Consider the following 21,984-nt stretch of genomic DNA (forward strand, 5'->3'; position numbering starts at 1 on the left):
GAGCGGTCTGTCATGCCGCATATCATTTACTTTTCGATACCCTGCATCAACTGGAACACATGCTGTGCTTCGATGATCCGTTCAAACCCGATAGGTTCGACCCTGGCACCATCATCGTTGTCGGTCGTTTTCGCGCCGAAAATGACGCTGGGCCGATCGGGGTCGGACCGGTCGATGCGCACGCCCCTGTTGATCGGATAGGATGTCAGGCTGCGGCCGAAGACCGGCAGGTCCGTTGCGACGAAGGCGCGCCTGTTAGTCAAGGTGTACCAAGTCCGGCGTCGGAGGAAAGTTGGTTGAAACAGCGCATGAACTGTGATCCACAACCCGACCGCGATGAATAACAGCCCAAGACCCCAAAATTCGATCCCTGCCCCAGCCAATACGGCCAGACCAAGCCAGATCGTGGCGAACGCGGCAAAGCCGACCCCGAACAGCCCCGGCCGCAACATCCGCCGTTCCCAGACAAAGCGCTCGTCGGGACGCCCCTGCCATATGATTTTTTCATCCGGCTCGAGGATGCCTGCCCAATCGTCTCCATCCATGTCCGACGGATCGGTCACCCCGCCACCCAGATCATCAGCCCGACCAGCAGGAACATCGCGATCAGGGCATACATGGCGATCATGCCGCCGATCCGGGCGTCGGATTTGGCGGGCTTGGCCGGTGGGTCCGCAATGATGCCTTCGGCGGATTTGGCAGTCAGTGGTTCGACCGGGGTCAGCCGGGCGTCGGGCACATAGGTGGTGATATGCCGGACACCGTTGGCGGGCTGCAAGATGACCGCCTGACCGCGGGCGGCGCTGGACAGGATCAGGATGGCAAACCCCTCAATCCCGTTCACGGCCGCAAGGTCATGATCGGCGGTCGGCATGTCATAGCCCTGGGTGATATAGTCGCTCAGCACCATCGGGCCGAGATCATCGACCTTGACGATATCGATAAAGGTCGGGTCCAGCGCATCGGTGCCCAGTAGTTGGCGCAACCCGTCTGGCGTTTTGTCCAGAACGGGTTTGGGCAAGGGGCCGTCGGTTGCAAACACGCGGATCTGGCCAAAGTCATTTTCGGGGATATGGATCGTCATGATGCCTCTGCCTGAATTTTGCGGATCATTGCGTAAACCTCGCGCCCATCGGTGATCCCGTCAAAGCCGATGGATTTCGTGCTCTTGTCGCCATCGCTGTCACGTTCATGCACTGTCTTGAGTTTCACGTCATCATGGCGCCCCTGGATCAGGGTAATGATGTCATCGGGCCTGATCAGATAGGATTGCAGGCTATGCCGAAAGAACGAATTGGCCACATAGGCGCGTTTATTGCTGAGCGCGTAGCGGGTGAACCGATGGCCATAGATTGCGGCGAGCCAACTGCCAATGGTCATGCCCGCCCCGACGCACAGAAACGGGACAGAAAAGGCCAACAAGCCTAGCCCCATAATGATCCCCACGCCGCCGCTGGTCAGCGATGCGACAGCACTCGTCGCGGCAGCCACGCCGCCCGCAAAAAACGGAACGCCAAAGATGGACAGGAACAACGTACCCAGAGGGTTCTTGATCCCCGGAGCGGGCTGGCCATGCCACAACAACACCTCGCCCGGTTCGAAATAATCATCCCACCGGTCGTGTTTGGGGGGCTGAAAGAGCCGGCTGATCATGCGGCGGTTTCCTGTTTCTTAGCATGTCGGTCTTTGATCGCATCTTTGACCTGTTTGGCCACATCTTCCGAACCTGTAATGAAGCGGAAACCCGCGGTGTTCAGCAACTGATTGAAGAATAGAAAATACCGCCCGAGCTTGGTGAAACGGTGGTCGGTTTCGATGGGCATGATCGTTCGTTTTGTTTTGTTCTTGAAGCTCAGCAGGACACTGTCTGACTTGGCCACATGGTCAACGCGCAGACCGGGCTGAAGCTCATAGACAAAAATGCTGTTGATGGGCGAGCTGTCGATGATCATCGCCCGCTTGTTGGTCAGTTTGTATTGGGTCGCGGCCCGATGCTGGATGTCCAGATAGGGTACGCCAAAAAGAAACATGACGATAAGTGCCAGAAGATGGACCACCATGACCCCGATGATGACGCGGGCCCAGATTGGTTCCGGCAGTGTCACATCCATAAACACCAGCGGGGCGATCATCAGCAACATGAACCCGCCCACGAATGTAAAGACAAAGTGCAAACCGGAATAGCGAAAGCCCTGCGCCGGTCTGCCTTCCCACAAGGTGACCTCGCCCTGCCGGTAGGGGATGTTTCGGCTCACGCCATGACCTCTTGCCGCGCCGCCCGCAGGTTTTGTGCCAGCAGTTCCATTGCTGCCATCCGCACCGCGACCCCCATCTCAACCTGTTCCTGAATGACCGACCGGTTGATGTCGTCGGCGATATTTCCGTCGATTTCAACGCCCCGGTTCATCGGCCCCGGATGCATGACGATGGCGTCAGGTTTGGCACAGCGCAGCTTGGCCGCGTCCAGCCCGTAGCGATGGAAATATTCGCGTTCGGATGGGATGAAGCCGCCATCCATCCGTTCCTTCTGCAAACGCAGCATCATGACGACATCGACGTCTTTCAGACCCTCGGTCATGTTCTCGAACACCTCCACCCCGAAATCGGCGATGCCCGATGGCATCAGGGTTGGCGGTCCGATCAGCCGGATCCGGTTTTCCATCTTGCCAAGCAGCATGATGTTGGACCGGGCCACGCGGGAATGGGCGATATCCCCACAGATCGCGATGGACAGCCGATGCAGCCGCCCCTTGGCCCGCCGGATCGTCAACGCATCCAAGAGCGCCTGCGTGGGGTGTTCGTGCCGTCCGTCACCAGCGTTCAGCACAGCGCAGTTCACCTTTTGCGCCAGCAGATCGACGGCCCCGGAATGCGGATGCCGCACGACCAGCAAATCCGGCCGCATCGCGTTCAGCGTCAGCGCCGTGTCGATCAGCGTTTCGCCTTTTTTGATGGATGAGGCCTGCATCCCCATATTCATCACATCCGCGCCCAGCCGTTTGCCCGCCAGTTCAAAACTGGCCTGCGTCCGGGTGGAATTTTCAAAGAACATGTTGATCTGGGTCAGCCCCGCCAGCACATCGCGATGGGCGATCCCCTTGCGGTTATGGTCGGCATAGCTGTCGGCGAGGTCGAGAAGGGTCGTGATTTCAGTGGGATGCAGCGGCTCAATGCCCAGAAGATGCTTGGCGCGGAATGTCATTTGCTGCTCTCCAACGGTTTGGCCGACTTATAGGCAGGCGGGGGGCCTCTATCAATGCCGGACCCACTGCACATCCCCGCCGATCCGGCGTAACCTCTGACGCATGGATTCGGGACAATCATACTGGGCGGACCGCGCGGCGTTGGAATGGCAGGTGGAACTGGGTGTTACTGATGCCATTCAGGATGCGCCGGTGGATCGTTATGCGCTTGAGGCGGTCAAGCCGAAGCCGAAGGAAGCCGCGCAACCTGTCGCGCCGCCGCCTGTGCCGGTGGCCGAGGACGTAAACGCCGTCGCCATCGCCCGTGCTGCTGCGGCGGGTGCCGCTGATTTGCCAGCACTTGCCACCGCGATGGAGGCGTTCGAGCATTGCGAACTGAAAAAGGGTGCGCGCAGTTTTGTTTTTTGTGACGGTCAGCCCGCCGCCCGCGTGATGATCGTGGGCGAAGCCCCGGGACGAGAGGAGGATCGCGCCGGTAAGCCCTTTGTCGGGCGGGCCGGGCAGCTCTTGGATCGGATGCTGGATGCGGTCAATCTCGGGCGTGGGCATGATGATGTCGCGCGTGCGGTCTATATCACCAACGTATTGCCGTGGCGCCCGCCGTCCAACCGGACGCCTGACAAGGCCGAGATTGCGATGATGCTGCCGTTTCTGGAGCGCCATATCGCGCTGGCCGATCCTGATGTGCTGGTCCTGATGGGCAACACGCCCTGTCAGGCGCTTCTGGGACGCACCGGGATCACGCGGATGCGGGGGACCTGGACGCAGGTGGGGAAAATCCCCACCCTACCCATGTTTCACCCCGCCTACCTGCTGCGCAACCCGATCGCCAAGCGCGAGGCCTGGTCGGAGCTTCTGGATCTGAACGCGAGGCTGCGGGGATGAAGATACTGGCCTTTTCCGATCTGCATCTGGCCCGCAACAGGGCGGCTGCCATTGTGGAGGCGAGCGCGGGTGCCGATATGGTCATTGGCGCCGGCGATTTCTGCAATCACCGCGAGGGTTTGGATCAGGCCATGGCGCTGCTGGATGGGATCAAATGCCCCTTTGTCGCCGTGCCCGGCAATGCGGAAAGTGCAGAAGAACTGCGGGCGGCCGCCGGGCCGGACATTGATGTTCTGCATGGCCAATCGGCGCATGTGGATGGGTTGGATATTTTCGGGATCGGTTATGGTATCCCGGTGACCCCTTTCGGATCATGGTCCTGCGATATGACCGAGGCGCAGGCTGAAGTGATGCTGAAGCAGTGTGAACATGCCGATATCATCATCAGTCATTCGCCGCCCAAAGGCGTGGTCGATCAGACCTCGGCGGGGATGTCAGTGGGGTCCACCGCCTTGCGCGATGCCATCGTGCGCCTGTCGCCGAAATACGTGTTCTGCGGCCATATCCATGACAGCTGGGGGCAAAGTGGAACGATTGGGCGGACCAAGGTGCATAACCTTGGCCCGACCGTGAACTGGTTTGAAGGATGACCCCGAATTGGAGTGCGTGTGATGCTTGTTGATCCGCTTGTTCTGCTGGCTTTCCTGCCTGCCGCGCTTGCGCTGAACCTGACGCCCGGGGCGGATATGATGTTCTGCCTGGCGCAGGGTATGCGAGGCGGGGCTGCACCAGCCATCGCCGCCTCTGCCGGGATATCGGTGGGCGGGCTGATCACCGTGACCCTTGCCGGGCTGGGTCTGGGCGCCGTCGTCGCGGCGATGCCCTGGCTTTTCGGTGTGATCCGCTGGGTCGGTGTGGCCTATCTTGTCTGGCTGGCAATCCACAGTTTGCGCACGCCGCTGACAGGGCGCGACGCACCGGCGGTCCGGCCATCGCGGGCGTTTCGGGACGGGCTGATCGTCAACCTGTCGAACCCCAAGGTGATCCTGTTTGTGCTGGCCTTCATTCCGCAATTCGTGGACCCGGCGCGCGGGCAGGTCCTGTTGCAATTCATGATCTTCGGGGCGGCCTTGGCGATTGGTGGTTTCGTGGTCAATGGCGCGGTCGGGTATTTCGCTGGCGGGATCGGCCGCGCCATGGTGCGTGATATGCGGATCGAACGGGTCTTGCGTTATGTCTGTGCGTCGATCTTCATGGGGCTGGCCGGCAAACTGGCCTGGGACAGCCGCACATGAGTCGCATTGATGAAAGCAAGGAATTCCTGCCGGTCCGCATTGCTGTGCTGACCGTCAGCGATACGCGCCAATTGGCGGATGACAAATCCGGTCAGACGCTCGTGGACCGGATCGAAGCTGCCGGTCACCAATTGGCGGATCGCAAGATCATCGCCGATGAACGAGATCAGATTGCAGGGCAGTTGCGGGCGTGGTGCGCCGATGATGGTGTCGATGTGGTGATTTCGACCGGGGGGACTGGGTTGACCGGGCGCGATGTGACGGTCGAGGCCCATCGTGATGTCTATGAAAAGGAAATTGATGCCTTTGGCACGGTTTTCACCATCGTCAGTATGCAAAAGATCGGGACCAGTGCCGTGCAAAGCCGGGCCACCGCAGGTGTGGCGCAAGGGACCTATCTGTTTGCGCTGCCCGGCAGCCCTGGCGCGTGCAAGGATGCGTGGGACGAAATCCTTCTCAAACAGCTCGATTTTCGCCACCGACCCTGCAATTTTGTTGAAATCATGCCACGTCTTGACGAACATTTGCGCCGGAAGTGACGACGATCTGCGTATAACTGGACGTAGATATCGCCGGGCCTAGGTTTAAAGGCTCAAACAAGGACCTCTGATATGCGTTTCCTGCGTCGCAGCCTGATGGGCGTTTTTCTACTGGCGGTCACTTTGGTGCTGATCGCCTGGGCGGGCAATATGGTGCGCGATGCCGTCACTGCGCGGATGAACGAAGAACCTCGCAGCTTTCCCCAGCGCGAGCGCGAATTTGCGGTCAACGTCGTGACGCTTGAAGCGCAGACCATCACCCCGGAACTGACCGTTTTCGGCGAATTGCGCAGCCAGCGCACGCTTGATCTGCGCAGTGCGACGGGTGGCACAGTGCTAGAGGCCAGCGAAGCACTGGTTGAAGGTGGCACCGTCACCCAAGGCCAGTTGTTGCTGCGCATCGACCCGGTTGAGGCTGAGGGCGCGTTGGACCGTGTCCGCGCCGATCTGCAGGATGCCGAGGCAGAGCTGCGCGATGCCGAACGCTCGCTGCTGCTGGAACAGGATGAACTGACCGCGGCCCGCGCGCAGGCCACGCTGCGCGATCAGGCGCTGACGCGGGCGCGCGATTTGCAGGAACGGGGCGTTGGCACGGCGGCCGCAGTCGAAACCGCTGAATTGGCGGCATCAACCGCGCAGGCGGCGGTGCTGACACGCAGGCAGGCGGTTGCATCTGCCGAGGCGCGTATTGATCAGGCCACGACACGGCTTGCCCGTGAGCGTATCAGCGTGGCAGAGGCTGAACGCGACGTGACCGATACGGAGGTGCGCGCGGCCTTTGATGGCACGCTGGCGGATGTCACCATCAGCCCCGGTGGCCGGGTCACGGCCAATGAACGCTTTGCCCAACTGGTCGATCCGACCCGGTTGGAGGTCGCGTTCCGCGTCTCAACCTCGCAATATGCCCGGCTGTTGGATGGCAACGGCACCCTGATCAACGCACCTGTCAGCGTCGCACTTGATGTCTCCGGAGTGAACTTGGCCGCGACCGGCCAAATCACCCGCGAAGGGGCCGCTGTTGGGGCGGGCCAGACGGGCCGTCTGCTGTTTGCCCGGCTCGACGCCGCGCCGGGGTTTCGCCCCGGTGATTTTGTGACGGTCAGCATTGATGAACCACCGCTTGATAATGTCGCACTGGTGCCATCCACCGCCGTGGCCCCGGATGAGACCGTATTGATCGTGGATGCCGACAACCGGCTGCAAGCTGGTCAGGTCCGCCTGTTGCGCCGTCAGGGCGACGACGTGATCATCGCTGTCGGCGACCTGCAGGGGCAAACGATTGTCGCCGAACGCTCGCCCTTGTTGGGCGCAGGGATCAAGGTACGCCCGATCCGCCCCGGCGGGGCAGAGGCAGCGGCAGAGCCGGAAATGATCACGCTGGAGGCCGACCGGCGCGCCAAGCTGATCGCATTCGTCACCGAAGGTCGGATGCCCGAAGAGGTCAAGGCGCGCATCATCGGCCAGTTGGAGCAGGAACAGGTGTCATCCGAAACGGTCGCCCGGCTTGAAAGCCGGATGGGCAGCTGATGGCAACCGGGGGCGACAAACTGACGGCGAGCGCGGGCGGCATCCTGTCCTATTTCACGCGACACAAGACGGCGGCGAACCTGCTGCTGGTCTTGATGATCACGGCGGGGCTTTTCGCCTTTCCCAACATGCGGGCGCAGTTCTTTCCTGATGTGGTGGTTGATGATCTGACCGTTTCTGTCACTTGGCAGGGCGCCGGGGCCGAAGATGTGGACGCCGCCATCGTGCAGGTGCTGGAACCTGTTTTGCTGGGGGTCGAAGGGGTCACCTCGTCCTCGGCCACCTCAACGGAAGGGCAAGCGCGCATCAGGCTGGAGTTTGAACCGGGCTATGACATCGACCGCGCGGCGGAGGATGTGCAACTGGCCGTGGACGGCACCACCAACCTGCCCGAAGATGCCGAGGACCCCGGCGTGCGGCGCGGCGGCTGGTCTGACCGGGTCACCGATGTGGTGATCACCGGCCCGGTCAGCGTGGATCAACTGGGTCGTTTTGCCGATGAAATGTCGACACGGCTCTTTGCCGAAGGGGTCACCCGTGTCATCATTCAAGGGGTTGCGGCCCCATCGACCATTGTCGAAGTCCCGTCGCTGTCGCTGATCGAACATGATATCGGCATGTCCGACATCGCCGCCCGCATCGCGGAAGAGGCCGAGGCCGATCCGGCGGGTGATGTGTCATCCAACGCGCGGGTGCGCACCGGGGTGGCCAAGCGGACGGCGGATGATATCGGCGCGATTGTGCTGCGGTCGAACCCCGATGGGTCTAAACTGACCATTGCCGATGTGGCGACCGTACGGGTCGAGGGGGTTGACCGCGAACGCGCCTATTTCGTGGGTGAGGACCCGGCGATCAAGATCAGGGTGCTGCGATCCGCCCAGGGCGACGCCATCGGCATGCAGGAAACGGTAGAGGAGGTCGCAGATCAACTGACCGCATCCCTGCCTGCGGGCGTGTCGATCGCCCTGACCAATGGCCGGGCCGAATTCATCACCGGGCGTCTGGATATCCTGCTGGATAATGGGCTGACCGGTCTGATGCTGGTCGTCGCCCTGCTGTTTTTGTTCCTGAACGCGCGTACGGCATTTTGGGTGGCCGCCGGCATTCCGGTGGCGATGCTGGCGGCGATTGCGTTGATGTATGCTGTGGGAATCACGATCAACATGATCTCGCTTTTTGCGCTGATCATCACGCTGGGGATCGTGGTGGATGACGCGATTGTGGTGGGTGAACATGCCGATTTCCGGGTCAGGCAATTGGGCGAACATCCCACGGTCGCGGCTGAAAACGCGGCAAAGCGGATGTTCAGCCCGGTCTTTTCGGCAACGACGACGACGATCATCGCGTTTTTCGGTCTGGTGATCATCGGCGGGCGGTTTGGCGACCTGATCGCCGATATCCCGTTCACCGTCATCGTGGTTCTGACCGCCAGTCTTGTGGAATGCTTTATTATCCTGCCCAACCATCTGGCGCATTCCATGCTGCATTCGGCCAAGGATCACTGGTATGATTGGCCCTCGCGCACAGTGAACCGCGGCTTTGACTGGTTCCGCGACACGCTGTTCCGACCCTTCATGGGGTTCGTGATCTGGGCGCGTTATCCGGTCTTTGCCTTCGCGCTTGTGGCGCTGGCCAGTCAGGTGGCCCTTTTCATCAAAGGCGACGTGAACTGGCGCTTTTTCAACGCGCCCGAACAATCGCAGGTGACCGGCAATTTCGCCATGCTGCCCGGTGCCACCCGGCAGGATACGCTGGAAATGATGCGCGAGATGCAGCGCGCGACCGAGGCGCTGGGTGCGCAATATCAGGATCAGCACGGGTTGAACCCGCTGAAATTCGTGGTGGCCGAGGTCGGCGGCAATTCAGGCCGCGCGATTGCCGGGTCTGAAACCAAGGATGCTGATCAGTTGGGGTCGATCACGATTGAACTGATTGATGCAGACAGCCGCCCCTATACCAGCTTTGCTTTTGTCAGCGAATTGCAGGACAGCATCCGCCAGCACCCGCTGGCCGAAACCGTGAGCTTTCGCAGTTGGGGGTCGGGGCCGGGTGGTGACAGCCTTGATATACAGATGTTCGGGGCTGACAGCGAAACGCTGAAAGCCGCCGCCGAGGCGCTGAAAACCGAATTGCTGCAGTTCTCCGAAATTTCGGGGCTTGAGGATACGCTGGCCTACGACAAGGAAGAATTGATCCTCGAACTGACCCCGCAGGGTCAGGCGTTGGGGCTGAGTATTGACGGTCTGGGCCGCGTGCTGCGCGACCGCCTGGGCGGGATCGAGGCCGCGACCTATCCGGATGGCGCACGCTCCGCCACGATCCGGGTGGAACTGCCGGACGGTGAATTATCGGCGGATTTCTTGGACCGGACCCAGATCCGCACTGGCGAAGGGTTCTATGTGCCACTCGCCGATGTGGTCACTGTGCAAAGCCGGACAGGGTTTTCGACCGTACGGCGTGAAAACGGGATCCAACTGATCTCGGTCCAAGGGGATCTGGATGATGAAAACGCGGACCGGGCGACGGAAATCCAGCAGATCATCAATGATGACATCCTGCCCCGGATCGAGACGAATTTCGGCATCGAAACCCAATTGGCCGGGCTGAGTGAGCAAGAGGACAGGTTCCTGGCCGATGCGCGCACTGGCCTGATCCTTGTTCTGCTTGGCATCTACCTGACCTTGGCGTGGATTTTCAGCAGCTGGACCCGGCCCGTGGTGGTGATGGCGATCATCCCCTTTGGTCTGATCGGGACCATCTATGGTCACTATGTCTGGGATGTCCCGCTGAGCATGTTCACGGTTGTCGGCATGATCGGGATGGTGGGAATCATCATCAATGACAGTATCGTGCTGGTCACGACCGTAGATGAATACGCGCAGGATCGGGGGCTGGTGCCCGCAATCATCGACGGGACCGCAGACAGGCTGCGTCCGGTGATGCTGACCACGCTGACGACCGTGCTGGGCCTGATGCCGCTGCTTTACGAAGGGTCCAATCAGGCCGAGTTCCTGAAACCCACGGTGATCACGCTGGTCTTTGGTCTGGGGGCGGGCATGTTCCTTGTGCTGCTGGTGGTGCCATCGCTGATGGCGATGCAGCAGGACATCCGCAAACAGGTGCAATCGGCCAAGCGGGCCCTGCGCGGGCGGCATTTTGGCATGTGGGCACCGGCGGGGCTGGGGGCTGCACTGGCGCTGGCGCTGTTTGCTGTGACGGTTGCACCGGTGCTGGTCACCGGGGCGGCATGGGGACCAGCCGCCGACCTGTTGCCGATGCTCAATGGTGGGTTCGTCCCGGCATTCGGGGTTTTCGTGGCGGGACTGGCGGTGATCCTGCTGGCGATCTATGTCAGCGCGGCGCTGACTATGGGCTTACGCCGCCGGGCCTAGGGTGCTGACCCTAACCTGCGCTGCAGCCGCGAATATCGACAGCGTTCTGGCTGCCCAGCACAGTGATCCGTATCGCCGACCGGTCCAGCGCAAAGGCAACGCCGCTGGTATGAACCATATCCACGGTCGCCAGCAGCCGGTCGCCGGTGCGGGCCACGTCCGCCTCCGACACCCAGACCAGCGGATCGGCGGTTTCGATCACGACAACCTCTGACGTGCCCGTGGCAGGCAAATCAATCGCCGTGGTCACGCGCAGCCCGTCACTGATCGGGGCGATGGCGCAGGTAACTGCGCCCACGTTGGCCTCGTCCCGGTTCAGCGGGCGGTCGATCAATGCGGCGGCGATGGATGTATCGCGGCTGCCGGTGACGGGCAGCATGGCATTGAAGCTGAGGCTGACAGGAATGCAGATATCTTCGCACACGCCGATATGCAGGTCGCCGCTGATCTGGATCGGGGCATCGGTATCGGCGCTGGCCACGGTGATCGGCACGACAACACTGTCGGTATATCCGATGGACCGCATCCCGTTCTGGTCAAATATCTGTGGCACCGGCCAATGCGGTGTCACGCTGGTGATGTTGTTAGAACCGGCAAATGAAAACTGCGGCGGGATGCCCGCATCGCCCGGTGCGCGCCAATAGGTTTTCCAGCCTTCTTCAAGGGTGATGCGCAGCCCGGCGATATGGTCACCATTGGCCGCACGCCAACCTGGCAGCACCTCAACCGTAGCGAGATCATCAAAAGGCCCTGCAACCGCAGCGACGGGCAAAGCAAGGAAAAACAGGGATATCAGCATCTTTTTGCGCATGAAAGCTTACTTAAGCATTGGCGATGTAATGGGAAGTCACGTTTGGGAGAGGCCTTATCAGGTTGCCTCTTGCGTCAGCCAAAGGGGAGGCTCATTTTAGTTAACATGAAAACGGAATCAACGAATCTTGCCGGGAAACTGCTGATCGCGATGCCGGATATGGGTGATCCCCGCTTTGCCCAGAGTGTGATTTACATGTGCGCCCATTCCGATGATGGCGGCATGGGGTTGATCGTGAACAAGCCGCAGGTGGACATCCAGTTTGGCGATCTTCTGGATCAGCTGGGCATCGACCGGGCACCGGGCGTGCGTGATATCCGGGTCCATTTTGGTGGGCCTGTGGATCATGCGCGCGGCTTTGTTTTGCACAGCATCGATTACCGGTCCGAGATTGGCACGCTGCAGGTCGACGACCGGATCGGCATGACCGCGACCATGGACGTGCTGGAGGATATCGGGAAGGGCAAGGGCCCCAAAGCGTCGATGCTGGCGCTGGGCTATGCCGGTTGGGGACCGGGCCAACTGGAATCCGAGATTGCCCAGAACGGCTGGCTCACCTGCGATCCACGCGACGACATCGTCTTTGGCAGGGCCAACGAACATAAATGGACCGCCGCGCTGAAAGTGCTGGGGATCGATCCGCTATTGCTGTCAGCGACAGCGGGCCGGGCCTGAAGCCGAAAGATCGGCTTGGCTCAATAATACCGATGACGTTCAGGCGCCAAAGGCGCTTGTGTCTGAATAAACACGCCAATCGGCGATCTTGTTGCCTTTGAACCGATAGATATCCGTGCACGGCACATCCAGCGATGCGCCATCCGCAAGACGCGTGAAATGCGATGTGACTTCGAAAATCGCGGTGTCATCGCGGCTGAACATCATATGGATCGTGTGCCCGTCCCAACGCACGTGCTGCGTCTGCCAGTCCATATAGTTGCGGATACCGTCGACGCCCGTGACAGGGGCGCGATGGCCAACCTGATATTGAACATCGGGCGTGAAAAGATCGCGCGCGGCGTTCCAGTCGCCCCGGCCTATTATGGCCTCCATCTTTTCCACCTGTTGGGTCAATGCGGAAGGTTCGTTGATCAAGGCGCAATCCCCTGGGCCTGCATGGCTGATCTGACCGCCGGATGGTCACAAAGCTGCTGATAAAAGGCATCTGTGGCAGGCCACGGGGCCAGCCCATCTGGCAGGCTGTGTGCCGCCCATCGCAACATTGGCACGGCATAGAAATCCACAACCGTCAGTCCGTTTCCGACAAAGGTATTGAGGCCTGACAGATGTGTGTCGATCAGGCCGAGCCCGTTCTTCACAAGCTCCAATCCAGCGGCTTTCAAATGCCGTTGTGCGTCAGCGCTCTGATCGGTGCTGTAACGTTTCGGTACGAAAACCGGAAAGAAGGCCGGGTGAAAGTCACCCGTCAGGAAGGCGCACCATTTCATCACTTCGGCCTGTTGGCGGACATCATCGCCACCAGTCAGGTCAGATCGGTCATGGGTGGCGCAAATGAAATGCAGAATGGCGTCGCATTGGGTCAGAATATCCCTATCCCCAAGGTCTAGTGCAGGAACCGCGCCGGTCGGGTTGATCGCCCGGTAGCCGTCATCGCGTGGTGCTTCGGTCAGGATGTAGTCCGCGCCGATATGTTCAAGCAGGATATGCGGGGCGAGAGAGCAGGCCCCTGGGCGATAATAAAGATGCAATGTGTTCTTGGCCATGCATCCAAGTTAGGCATCGGGACGGGGAATGCCAGTTCAGTCGTCCAGAAGCGCCTCGATAATCGCATATGCGCTGTCACTCGACCAATCAGCATCCCCCTGAAGCCGAGCAATTTCCTGACCTTCGGGGTTCAGGATCAGCGTCACCGGCAGGCCCAGAACACCAAGACTGCGGGCCAGCGATTGCCGTGCATCCGTATGCAGCGGCAGATTGTCCACCTCGATTTCGGCAAAGAACCGTTCCATCGCGGGGCGCGGGTTCCGACCTGTCGCTATCGTGACCACTTCGAACGTGTCACCCCCCAGCTGCGCCTGCATGGCCGACAACATCGGCATTTCCTTGCGGCAGGGAGCGCACCACGTGGCCCAGAAGTTCAGAACCACATATTTGCCTTCATAGGCGGCCAAGGTCATTTCGCTGCCATCCTCGGCTGTGAAAGGCACGTCAGACCCCGCAACCGGTGCGCTGTGTACGATCAGCTTGCGCATATCACCTTCGCGCAATGCGGCGATATCATCGGCGTGGCCTGCGTTTGCAACGGCTGCGATGGCCGTATAAAGCAGGGCTGACAGTAACTTCCGCATGAGACGTATCCTTTATGACCAAATCCGCGAACACAATGTGGGGCGGGCGTTTTGCCGCCGGACCAGACGCGATTATGGAGGCAATCAACGCCTCGATCGGGTATGACCGACGCCTGGCACCGCAGGACATCGCAGGTTCACGCGCCCATGCCGCCATGTTGGCCGCCACAGGCATCATTAGCGATAACGATGCAAAGGCGATCCGGGAAGGTCTGCTCACCGTTTTGTCAGAGATTGAAACCGGGGATTTTGCGTTTTCCACGGCGCTCGAAGACATCCACATGAATGTAGAGGCGCGGCTGAAAGAACTGATCGGCGAACCGGCGGGCCGTTTGCACACGGCCCGGTCGCGCAATGATCAGGTGGCGGTCGATTTCCGGCTTTGGGTTCGCGATCAGTGCGATCAGGCAGATGAGGCGCTAGCGGCTTTGCAAAAGTCGCTGCTGGGGCAGGCAGAGGCGGGCGCGGATTGGGTCATGCCCGGTTTCACCCATTTGCAGACAGCCCAGCCGGTGACATGGGGCCATCACATGCTGGCCTATGTGGAAATGTTCGCGCGTGACCGGTCGCGCTTTGCCGATGCGCGCAAACGGATGAATGTATCGCCCCTGGGCTGCGCAGCACTGGCGGGCACCTCATTTCCGATTGATCGGGACATGACCGCGCAGGCGCTAGGGTTCGACGCGCCCATGGCTAATTCTCTGGATGCGGTGGCGGACCGCGACTTCGCGTTGGAATTCCTGGCCAGCGCCAGCATCTGCGCGATGCACCTGTCGCGGCTGGCCGAAGAGCTGGTGATCTGGTCCTCTGCCCAGTTCCGGTTCGTGAAGATGTCCGACAAATGGTCCACGGGGTCGTCCATCATGCCGCAAAAACGCAACCCAGACGCGGCGGAGCTGATCCGCGCCAAGATCGGGCGCATTTTTGGTGCCAATGTCGCCCTGATGACCGTGATGAAGGGACTGCCGCTGACCTATTCCAAGGACATGCAGGAAGACAAGGAACAGACATTCGATGCCGCCGACAACCTGATGCTGGCATTGGTCGCGATGACAGGGATGGTGGCCGACATGACCGCCAACCGCGCCAACCTGAAAGCCGCCGCCGCCAGCGGATTTTCGACGGCAACGGACCTTGCCGATTGGCTGGTCCGCGAACTTGGGCTACCGTTTCGGGATGCGCATCACGTCACCGGTTCGCTGGTCGCGATGGCAGAAGGCAAAGGCTGTGACCTGCCCGATCTGACGCTGGAGGATATGCAAACCGTGCATGATGGCATCAGGGCGGATGTGTTTGATGTGCTGGGGGTTGAAAACTCTGTCGCGTCCCGCACAAGCTATGGGGGAACGGCCCCGTCGGAGGTCCGCGCCCGGGTGGCCCATTGGAAGGAAGCTTTGAAATGAAACGTATCGCGTTGATTTTGGGCCTGATTGGTCTGGCCGGATGCGGGGCCGATGGGGCCCCCTTTACCCCCAATGCCAGTGTCGGTGTTGGTATCGGATCGGGCGGGGTCAGCACCAGCACGACCGTGGGCGCCAGCAATGGCACCGTCTCTGTCGGGGTGGGCTTCTGATGCGCGCGGTTTTTCTGTTGCTCGCGATCTGGGGCACGATCCACCCGATGTATTACTTCATCAGCTGGTTTCAGGAAAACGGCTGGAACCTGATGGCCATGGTCGATGCCTGGCACGCCAATGCCGCCACCAGCGGGCTGGTCTGGGATCTGACGATTGCTGCAGTGGCGCTGACCCTGTGGATCATCACCGAAGCCTTCAAGAACAAGAATTACCTGAGCCTGATCGCCATACCGGCCACATTCTGTATTGGGGTCAGTTGCGGTCTGCCGCTTTACCTCTACCTGCGCGGCCGGATTGTCGTGATCCGTGATCCGCATCGGGTGGGCGTATAATGCTTCAAAATTTAGGGAAATTAATTTGATGACCGATACGTCTGCCAAGAAAGCTTTGTTAGGCGCGCCCCCTTCGAAGAAGCCGGTGGCGGCAGAGGCGCTGATTGCAGTTGCAAAGACTTATGGTGTGAGCCCGTTCAAACAGTTCGGGCATCAGATCAAACGCATGTTCGGTCCCAAAAAGACAAAAATGCGTTCGATCGAGTATTACGAATATCAGCTATATCGCCCCGAATTGACAGCATCGGACCGCCTGGAATTCATCGGTGCTGACAGCAACCGCGTTTTGAACCAATCACTGTCAAGCCAGCAGGGGCAGATTGACGGTGCCATCATTGAACAAAAAGCGCTTTTTGCCGCACTGATGAACGGTCTTGGTCTGTCCATCACGCAACTGCAGGCTGTCGTGAGCCATGGCCCTGGTTTTGGAAAGATCAAAACTCTGTCCTCGGCCGCTGAAGTGGCCGAGTTTCTTCGAACCGGTGCAAAGTATCCTGTTTTTGGCAAGCCAAATGAGGGTTCGAAAAGCGTTGGATCCGCATGGTTTGCGAGTTTTGACGAGGCGACCGATCAGATATCGTTTGGCAATGATCAAAGCCACGATGTAGCCTCATTGGCCGAGGAGATTTTCAAAGATTATCCAGAGGGCTACATGTTTCAAGATGCCGTCGTGCAGCATCAGGACATGTCCACGCTTGTGGGCCAATCGGTTGGTTCCTTGCGTATGGTAACGTTTCGTGACGGATCAGATGCGCAGGTTCTTTATGCTTTATGGAAGATACCCTCTCCGGCAGCGATGTCAGACAATTTCTGGCAGGATGGCAGTATGCTGGCGCATGTTGATGCCCACACCGGGCAGGTGACTGAATGTCGGCGCGGTATCGGCCTGAAATCCGAAGAGGTGACAACCCACCCCGTCTCTGAACAGCCGATTGTGGGTTTTCAGTTGCCGCACTGGGATGCAGTCTGTCAGCTAGTGACCGCGACCCACGATGTATTTCCCGATCTTGGCGTTATTGGATGGGATGTGGGTATCAGTCAGGACGGCCCTGTTATCATCGAAGGTAACCTCAATCCGTTTCACACACTGTATCAGATTGCGACTGGTCGAGGTGTCAACAACCCTGATTTCGTTCCTGTGTTCGACCGGATCAGATTCCACAAGGAAGAACGGATCAAGGCGCAGGCCGTGGCGCAACAAGAGTTTCTGAAACGGCATACCAAAACCTGAGTGATCAGGCTTGGTCTTTGATCCCGATCTGCTATGTCCCGGGGTGGTTTATCGTTGAAGGTCATCACCCTTGGATCATTTTCTCTATCGTGACGGCACGCTTTATGCCGAAGACGTGCCCGTCGCTGACATTGCGGCGGCCGTGGGCACGCCGTTTTATGTCTATTCCACCGCTACCCTGACCCGGCATTTCAAGCTGTTTGACGAGGCGCTGGATTGGGCCGACCATCTGGTCTGCTACGCGATGAAATCGCTGTCCAATCAGGCGGTGATCAAGGTGCTGGCCAATGCCGGCGCTGGCATGGATGTGGTGTCGGTTGGCGAATACATGCGCGCCCGTGCCGCCGGTGTACCCGGCGACCGCATTGTGTTTTCCGGGGTCGGCAAGACGGCGGATGAAATGCGCACCGCGTTGCAGGGCGGCATCCGCCAGTTCAACGTGGAAAGCGAGCCTGAGATGATCGTGCTTGATCAGGTCGCGCAATCGCTGGGCATGGTCGCCCCGATCACCGTACGGGTGAACCCGGATGTGGATGCAAAAACCCACGCCAAGATCGCCACCGGCAAGTCCGAAAACAAGTTCGGCATCCCGATCAGCCGCGCCCGCGAGGTTTACGCAATGGCCGCCAAACTGCCGGGGCTGAAGGTGATCGGGATCGATGTGCATATCGGATCGCAACTGACCGAACTGGAACCGTTCGAAGCCGCATATAAAAAGGTCGCCGAATTGACTGAACAGTTGCGCGCTGACGGGCACGAGATCAGCCGTCTTGATCTGGGTGGGGGCCTTGGCATTCCCTATGCCCGCTCGAACATCGCACCGCCGCTGCCCACCGACTACGGCGCGTTGATCCAGCGCACCGTCGGCCATCTGGATTGCGAGATCGAGATTGAGCCGGGGCGGCTGATTTCCGGCAATGCCGGGCTGATGGTGTCAAAGGTGATCTATGTGAAATCCGGCGAAGACCGGGAATTTTTGATCATCGACGGCGCGATGAATGATCTGATCCGCCCTGCCATGTACGAAGCCTGGCATGATATCGTGCCGGTGATCGAACCGGCCCCGGGCACAGAACCCGCCAAATACGATATCGTCGGCCCTGTCTGCGAAAGCGGCGACACATTTGCAAAAGCACGCGAAATGCCGCCGGTGCAGGCCGACGACCTGATCGCTTTTCGGTCTGCAGGGGCGTATGGTGCGGTTATGTCGTCTGAATACAACTCGCGCCCGCTGATCCCAGAGGTGCTTGTGGACGGGGATCAATTTGCAGTTATTCGCGCACGCCCTACCTATGAAGACATGATCGCGCGCGATACACTGCCGCCATGGCTGACCTAGCCAGAACCGAAGGAGAGGCCCGCTGAAGGACCAACCTGACCAGATGCGCCATTTGCGCCTGCCGGTGGCAGTGACGCGGGCAGGCATGATCGCCGAGCAGGTGGTGCGGGCGTTCTGGCCGCTCTGGACTGTTGCGTTTCTGATTATGGCCCCTTTGATGATGGGTTGGCAGGATGATCTGCCGCTTGAGGTCTTCTGGGGCTCTGCGGTCGTGTCCGTGCTGGCGCTTCTGGCCGCCCTGATCTGGGGGGCGCGCCGGTTCCGTGTGCCTTCGCGCGTCGAGGCGGTTGAACGGGTCGATGCGGCCATGCCAGGCCGCCCAATTGCGGCTATTGCCGACACGCAGGCCATTGGCAGCGGCGATGCCGCGTCAGAGGCCGTGTGGCGCGCCCATGTGGCCCGCATGGCGGAACGGACCAAATCCGCCCGCGCTGTGGAGCCGGATTTACGGGTTTCGGACCGTGACCCTTACGGTTTGCGATTTATCGCATTGCTCTTCTTTGTCACCGCGTTGCTGTTTGGGTCGCTCTGGCGGGTCGGGTCGGTTGGCGAAATCGTCACTGGCGGCGAACCGACATTGGCCAGCGGTCCGGTCTGGGAAGGCTGGGTCGAACCGCCTGCTTATACTGGCAAGCCGTCCATCTACCTTAACGATGTCCCTGAAGGCCCGTTGCGTGTGCCTGAGGGCAGCCAGGTGACCCTGCGCCTTTATGGTGAGGTTGGCGCGCTGACCGTGGCCGAAACAGTATCAGGCCGCGTGGGCGAGGTGGGGGCGGCGTCCGAGGCGCAACAAAGCTTTGAAATCACCCAATCGGGCAGCCTGTCTGTTGAAGGGCCCAATGGGGTTAGCTGGACAGTGACCGCTATCGCCGACCAGCCCCCGACCGTCGAACTGACTGGCCCGATTGAAGCGGATGCAGGGGGCGAGCTGTCGCAACCCTTTACCGCGACAGATGACTACGGGGTCGAATCCGGGACAGCGACCATCACACTCGATCTCGCGTCGGTGGACCGAGCCCATGGGCTGATGATCGACCCTGATCCGATGGAACCGCTGGTGCTCGACCTGCCGATGCCCTTTACCGGCGACCGCTCTGATTTCGAGGAATTCCTGATCGAGAACCTCAGCGAGCATCCATTGGCCAATCTGCCCGTGACCATGCAGCTTGCGGTGACGGATGCGTCCGACCAAACCGCGCAGACCCCGTCCGAACAGCTGATCCTGCCCGGTCGGCGGTTTTTCCAACCCTTCGCCAAAGCGGTCATCGAACAGCGGCGCGACTTGATGTGGTCCAAGGCGAATGCTCCACGCATCAACCAGATCCTGCGCGCCATGTCGCACAGACCCGAAGGTCTGTTTTCCAACGAAACCACCTATCTGCGGCTGCGCACGATCATCCGGCGGCTGGATAACATGGCTGAATTCGGCATGAATGACGAAGGGCAGGCCGAGATTGTGCAGGCCCTCTGGGATCTTGCCATCCAACTTGAGGACGGGCGTCTGGCCGATGCCCGCGCGCGTCTGGAACGGGCACAGGAACGACTGGCCGAAGCGATGCGCAACGGTGCGTCTGACGAGGAAATCGCCGAACTGATGCAGGAATTGCGCGAGGCCACGAACGACTACATGCGCATGCTCGCCGAAGAGGCGGAGCCGGGCGAGGACGGCACCGATCAGCGCGACATGGCCGGCAACAGCACCGAAATGTCCATGGACGAGCTGCAGGCGCTGATGGATCGGATCGAGGAACTGATGCAGGAAGGCCGGATGGCCGAAGCGCAAGAGCTGATGGAACAGCTCAACGAGATGATGGAAAACATGCGCGTGACGCGCGGCGAAGGTGGCGACGGGCCGCAGACCCCGGGCCAGCAATCAATGCAGGACCTTGCAGAAACCCTGCGCGATCAGGAAGACCTGTCAGACGATGCGTTCCGCGACTTGCAGGAACAGTTCAACCCCGGTCAGCAGGGCCAGCCCGGTCAACCGCAGCAACCCGGTCAGCAAGGGCAACAGGGCCAGCAAGGGCAACAGCCCGGCCAGAACCAGCCCGGTCAGCAAGGCCAGAACGGGCAGCAGCCCGGTCAGGATGGCAGACAGGGGCAGGGGCAGGGCGTCGGCCGTGACGGGCAAAGTGGCCAGCAGGGTGATAATGGGCGCGGCGGTGAAGGCGATGAACGCAGCCTTGCCGACCGTCAACGCGCCTTGCGCGACGAGCTGGAACGCCAACGCAACGGCCTGCCCAGCCTTGACGGTGAAGCAGGCGATATTGCCCGCCGGTCGCTGGAGCGCGCCGAAGGCGCGATGGAAGGGGCAGAGGACGCCCTGCGCGAGGGCGACCTAGCCGAAGCGATCGACAGGCAGGCCGAAGCCATGGACGCATTGCGCAACGGGATGCGTCAACTGGGGCAGGCGCTTGCCGAAAACCAGACCGCCGAACCGGGGCAAGGGTCCGAACAGGGCGAGGCATCAGGGCGGCCCGTGCCCGGCCAGCGCGACCCGCTGGGCCGCGAAATGGGCAATACCGGCCAGTTGGGCACCGATCAGGAGATGCTGGGCCGCGAGGAAATCAACCGCAGGGCCGAAGAGCTTTTGGGTGAAATCCGCCGCCGGTCAGCCGAACAGGATAGGCCAGAGGTCGAACGGGATTACCTGCGGCGCTTGCTGGATCAGTTCTGATTATTCGGTCGCGGGTGCGTCGCCTTCGACGGCTGGCGCTGCCTCATCCGGGGCCATCATATCCTCGACCATACTCTGCAGTGCCTGAATCTGATCATTCAGCCATAAACGCAACTGATCCACCGTTGCGACATAGCTGTTCATGATATCCTGCGTCTGGGGCAGGTTTTCGGTGATCTGATCAGCAAAGAAATAAGGCGTGATCAGGATCGCCATCAATAACAGCACCATAAAGAATCCGCGGCGGAACCCCCGCCGCTTGACGACTTCGACATGTTCTTCTTCGGTCAGGCCGGATGTGTCGCTGGCCTGGGCGCGGGCCTGCAGGGTCGCGTTGATCTCATCAATGCCGGGCATGGTGCGCACATTTGCCCCATGCACCGCCCCGGTTGATGCGGCGGCGACGGCGGCAGGGCTGATTTCGTCGCCAGTGGCGATCCGGGAAATGCGCTGGCGAGTCTGTTCGGCCCGCTCGCGGGCGGTCTGACCGGTTCGTTCATTGGGATGCGGCTGCGCCTCTTCGGTTGCCTGCACCTCTTTTTCGCGGGCGGCTTCTTCGCGCAGGATATCGGCAATGGACGAATCCAATGGCTTTCGCGGCATGTCTTCGACAGGCTTGTGTCGGGGGCCGTCGCTGACCGCCGGCCCTGTTGGTCCAGTCATCGGGCGCGGCTTCGGGGCCTGGGTCAGCGGACGGCCGGCGATCTTGGGCTTGTCCATCTGAAACCAGGTATGAGAGCAACTGGAACATTGCACGTCCCGTCCGCCCTCGGGAATGACATCATCCGCGATGTCATACTGCGCATCACATTTAGGGCAAATCAGCCGCATCTCGTTATCCTTCTGCCCGTCAACCAACAGTTCTTATTGTTTTGTTAAACCACAATCTAACAATCAGCGCGGCAAACGCAAAGGATTTGCGTGCCCGCTC

General features: G+C 60.3%; 23 protein-coding genes. 13 read left to right on the forward strand and 10 right to left on the reverse strand.

The window, feature by feature from the left end:
- Window positions 1-26 precede the first annotated feature (26 nt).
- Genes ACFWW4_RS17740 through ACFWW4_RS17760 form a run of 5 tightly spaced genes read right to left on the reverse strand, consistent with a single transcriptional unit; the run spans window position 27 to window position 3,202 of the window.
- Window positions 27-563 carry an aspartate carbamoyltransferase catalytic subunit gene (locus tag ACFWW4_RS17740; protein ID WP_411892081.1) on the reverse strand — a complete coding sequence of 179 codons (537 nt, stop codon included), beginning with the start codon at window positions 561-563 and terminating at the stop codon, window positions 27-29.
- Entirely contained in the window at window positions 560-1,084 is a 525-nt protein-coding gene (locus ACFWW4_RS17745; RefSeq protein ID WP_411892082.1) for a hypothetical protein, read from the reverse strand. The genes ACFWW4_RS17740 and ACFWW4_RS17745 overlap by 4 nt, the downstream gene beginning before the upstream one ends.
- Window positions 1,081-1,653, reverse strand: a complete 573-nt coding sequence (locus ACFWW4_RS17750; RefSeq protein ID WP_411892083.1) for a hypothetical protein — start codon at window positions 1,651-1,653, stop codon at window positions 1,081-1,083. Before ACFWW4_RS17750 ends, ACFWW4_RS17745 begins: the two co-directional genes overlap by 4 nt.
- Window positions 1,650-2,255: a hypothetical protein gene (locus tag ACFWW4_RS17755; protein WP_411892084.1), complete on the reverse strand. Its 606-nt coding sequence runs from the start codon at window positions 2,253-2,255 to the stop codon at window positions 1,650-1,652. Before ACFWW4_RS17755 ends, ACFWW4_RS17750 begins: the two co-directional genes overlap by 4 nt.
- Window positions 2,252-3,202 carry an aspartate carbamoyltransferase catalytic subunit gene (locus ACFWW4_RS17760; protein ID WP_411892085.1) on the reverse strand — a complete coding sequence of 317 codons (951 nt, stop codon included), beginning with the start codon at window positions 3,200-3,202 and terminating at the stop codon, window positions 2,252-2,254. Before ACFWW4_RS17760 ends, ACFWW4_RS17755 begins: the two co-directional genes overlap by 4 nt.
- Before the next feature lie 103 nt (window positions 3,203-3,305).
- Here ACFWW4_RS17760 and ACFWW4_RS17765 point away from each other — a divergent pair, with 103 nt between their 5' ends.
- The 6 genes from ACFWW4_RS17765 (at window position 3,306) to ACFWW4_RS17790 (ending at window position 10,781) form a co-directional block, all read left to right on the forward strand.
- Entirely contained in the window at window positions 3,306-4,088 is a 783-nt protein-coding gene (locus tag ACFWW4_RS17765) for a uracil-DNA glycosylase (protein WP_411892086.1), read from the forward strand.
- Window positions 4,085-4,678, forward strand: coding sequence for a metallophosphoesterase family protein (locus tag ACFWW4_RS17770; protein ID WP_411892087.1), 594 nt, complete (start codon window positions 4,085-4,087; stop codon window positions 4,676-4,678). Before ACFWW4_RS17765 ends, ACFWW4_RS17770 begins: the two co-directional genes overlap by 4 nt.
- A gap of 21 nt (window positions 4,679-4,699) precedes the next feature.
- Window positions 4,700-5,323 (forward strand): LysE family translocator, encoded by a 624-nt coding sequence (locus ACFWW4_RS17775; RefSeq protein ID WP_411892088.1) that lies wholly within the window; start codon window positions 4,700-4,702, stop codon window positions 5,321-5,323.
- Window positions 5,320-5,862, forward strand: coding sequence for a molybdenum cofactor biosynthesis protein B (moaB, locus tag ACFWW4_RS17780; RefSeq protein WP_411892089.1), 543 nt, complete (start codon window positions 5,320-5,322; stop codon window positions 5,860-5,862). The genes ACFWW4_RS17775 and moaB overlap by 4 nt, the downstream gene beginning before the upstream one ends.
- 72 nt (window positions 5,863-5,934) lie before the next feature.
- Window positions 5,935-7,389: an efflux RND transporter periplasmic adaptor subunit gene (locus ACFWW4_RS17785; protein WP_411892090.1), complete on the forward strand. Its 1,455-nt coding sequence runs from the start codon at window positions 5,935-5,937 to the stop codon at window positions 7,387-7,389.
- Window positions 7,389-10,781: an efflux RND transporter permease subunit gene (locus ACFWW4_RS17790; protein ID WP_411892091.1), complete on the forward strand. Its 3,393-nt coding sequence runs from the start codon at window positions 7,389-7,391 to the stop codon at window positions 10,779-10,781. Before ACFWW4_RS17785 ends, ACFWW4_RS17790 begins: the two co-directional genes overlap by 1 nt.
- A 10-nt stretch (window positions 10,782-10,791) precedes the next feature.
- Here ACFWW4_RS17790 and ACFWW4_RS17795 read toward each other — a convergent pair whose 3' ends face one another.
- Window positions 10,792-11,580, reverse strand: a complete 789-nt coding sequence (locus ACFWW4_RS17795; RefSeq protein WP_411892092.1) for a protein-disulfide reductase DsbD domain-containing protein — start codon at window positions 11,578-11,580, stop codon at window positions 10,792-10,794.
- Between the two features lie 117 nt (window positions 11,581-11,697).
- Between ACFWW4_RS17795 and ACFWW4_RS17800 the strand changes: the two genes are divergently transcribed.
- A complete protein-coding gene (locus ACFWW4_RS17800) occupies window positions 11,698-12,267 on the forward strand; it encodes a YqgE/AlgH family protein (RefSeq protein ID WP_393932185.1) in 570 nt (189 codons plus the stop codon).
- Window positions 12,268-12,306: 39 nt separating this feature from the next.
- Here ACFWW4_RS17800 and ACFWW4_RS17805 read toward each other — a convergent pair whose 3' ends face one another.
- The 3 genes from ACFWW4_RS17805 to ACFWW4_RS17815 are packed head-to-tail and all read right to left on the reverse strand — an operon-like array spanning window position 12,307 to window position 13,898.
- Window positions 12,307-12,684: a nuclear transport factor 2 family protein gene (locus tag ACFWW4_RS17805; protein WP_411892093.1), complete on the reverse strand. Its 378-nt coding sequence runs from the start codon at window positions 12,682-12,684 to the stop codon at window positions 12,307-12,309.
- Window positions 12,681-13,313, reverse strand: coding sequence for a glutathione S-transferase family protein (locus tag ACFWW4_RS17810; RefSeq protein WP_411892094.1), 633 nt, complete (start codon window positions 13,311-13,313; stop codon window positions 12,681-12,683). Before ACFWW4_RS17810 ends, ACFWW4_RS17805 begins: the two co-directional genes overlap by 4 nt.
- A 36-nt stretch (window positions 13,314-13,349) precedes the next feature.
- Entirely contained in the window at window positions 13,350-13,898 is a 549-nt protein-coding gene (locus ACFWW4_RS17815) for a TlpA family protein disulfide reductase (protein WP_411892095.1), read from the reverse strand.
- Between the two features lie 14 nt (window positions 13,899-13,912).
- Between ACFWW4_RS17815 and argH the strand changes: the two genes are divergently transcribed.
- From argH to ACFWW4_RS17845, 6 genes are all read left to right on the forward strand, one after another.
- On the forward strand, window positions 13,913-15,301 hold the full coding sequence (gene argH, locus ACFWW4_RS17820) for an argininosuccinate lyase (RefSeq protein ID WP_411892096.1): 1,389 nt from the start codon (window positions 13,913-13,915) through the stop codon (window positions 15,299-15,301).
- Window positions 15,298-15,471 (forward strand): hypothetical protein, encoded by a 174-nt coding sequence (locus ACFWW4_RS17825; RefSeq protein ID WP_393932195.1) that lies wholly within the window; start codon window positions 15,298-15,300, stop codon window positions 15,469-15,471. The genes argH and ACFWW4_RS17825 overlap by 4 nt, the downstream gene beginning before the upstream one ends.
- On the forward strand, window positions 15,471-15,806 hold the full coding sequence (locus ACFWW4_RS17830; protein WP_411892097.1) for a DUF2834 domain-containing protein: 336 nt from the start codon (window positions 15,471-15,473) through the stop codon (window positions 15,804-15,806). Before ACFWW4_RS17825 ends, ACFWW4_RS17830 begins: the two co-directional genes overlap by 1 nt.
- A gap of 28 nt (window positions 15,807-15,834) precedes the next feature.
- Window positions 15,835-17,037 carry a sugar-transfer associated ATP-grasp domain-containing protein gene (locus ACFWW4_RS17835; protein ID WP_411892098.1) on the forward strand — a complete coding sequence of 401 codons (1,203 nt, stop codon included), beginning with the start codon at window positions 15,835-15,837 and terminating at the stop codon, window positions 17,035-17,037.
- A gap of 70 nt (window positions 17,038-17,107) precedes the next feature.
- A complete protein-coding gene (gene lysA / locus ACFWW4_RS17840) occupies window positions 17,108-18,376 on the forward strand; it encodes a diaminopimelate decarboxylase (RefSeq protein WP_411892099.1) in 1,269 nt (422 codons plus the stop codon).
- A 43-nt stretch (window positions 18,377-18,419) separates the two neighbouring features.
- Window positions 18,420-21,053, forward strand: a complete 2,634-nt coding sequence (locus tag ACFWW4_RS17845) for a DUF4175 domain-containing protein (RefSeq protein WP_411892100.1) — start codon at window positions 18,420-18,422, stop codon at window positions 21,051-21,053.
- On the opposite strand, the gene ACFWW4_RS17850 is transcribed toward ACFWW4_RS17845, so the two are convergent.
- Window positions 21,054-21,884 (reverse strand): zinc-ribbon domain-containing protein, encoded by an 831-nt coding sequence (locus ACFWW4_RS17850; protein WP_411892101.1) that lies wholly within the window; start codon window positions 21,882-21,884, stop codon window positions 21,054-21,056. It lies immediately after the preceding gene.
- Window positions 21,885-21,984: the final 100 nt, after the last annotated feature.

It is taken from the genome of Yoonia sp. SDW83-1, from assembly GCF_046762885.1.
Classification (GTDB): Bacteria; Pseudomonadota; Alphaproteobacteria; order Rhodobacterales; family Rhodobacteraceae; genus Yoonia.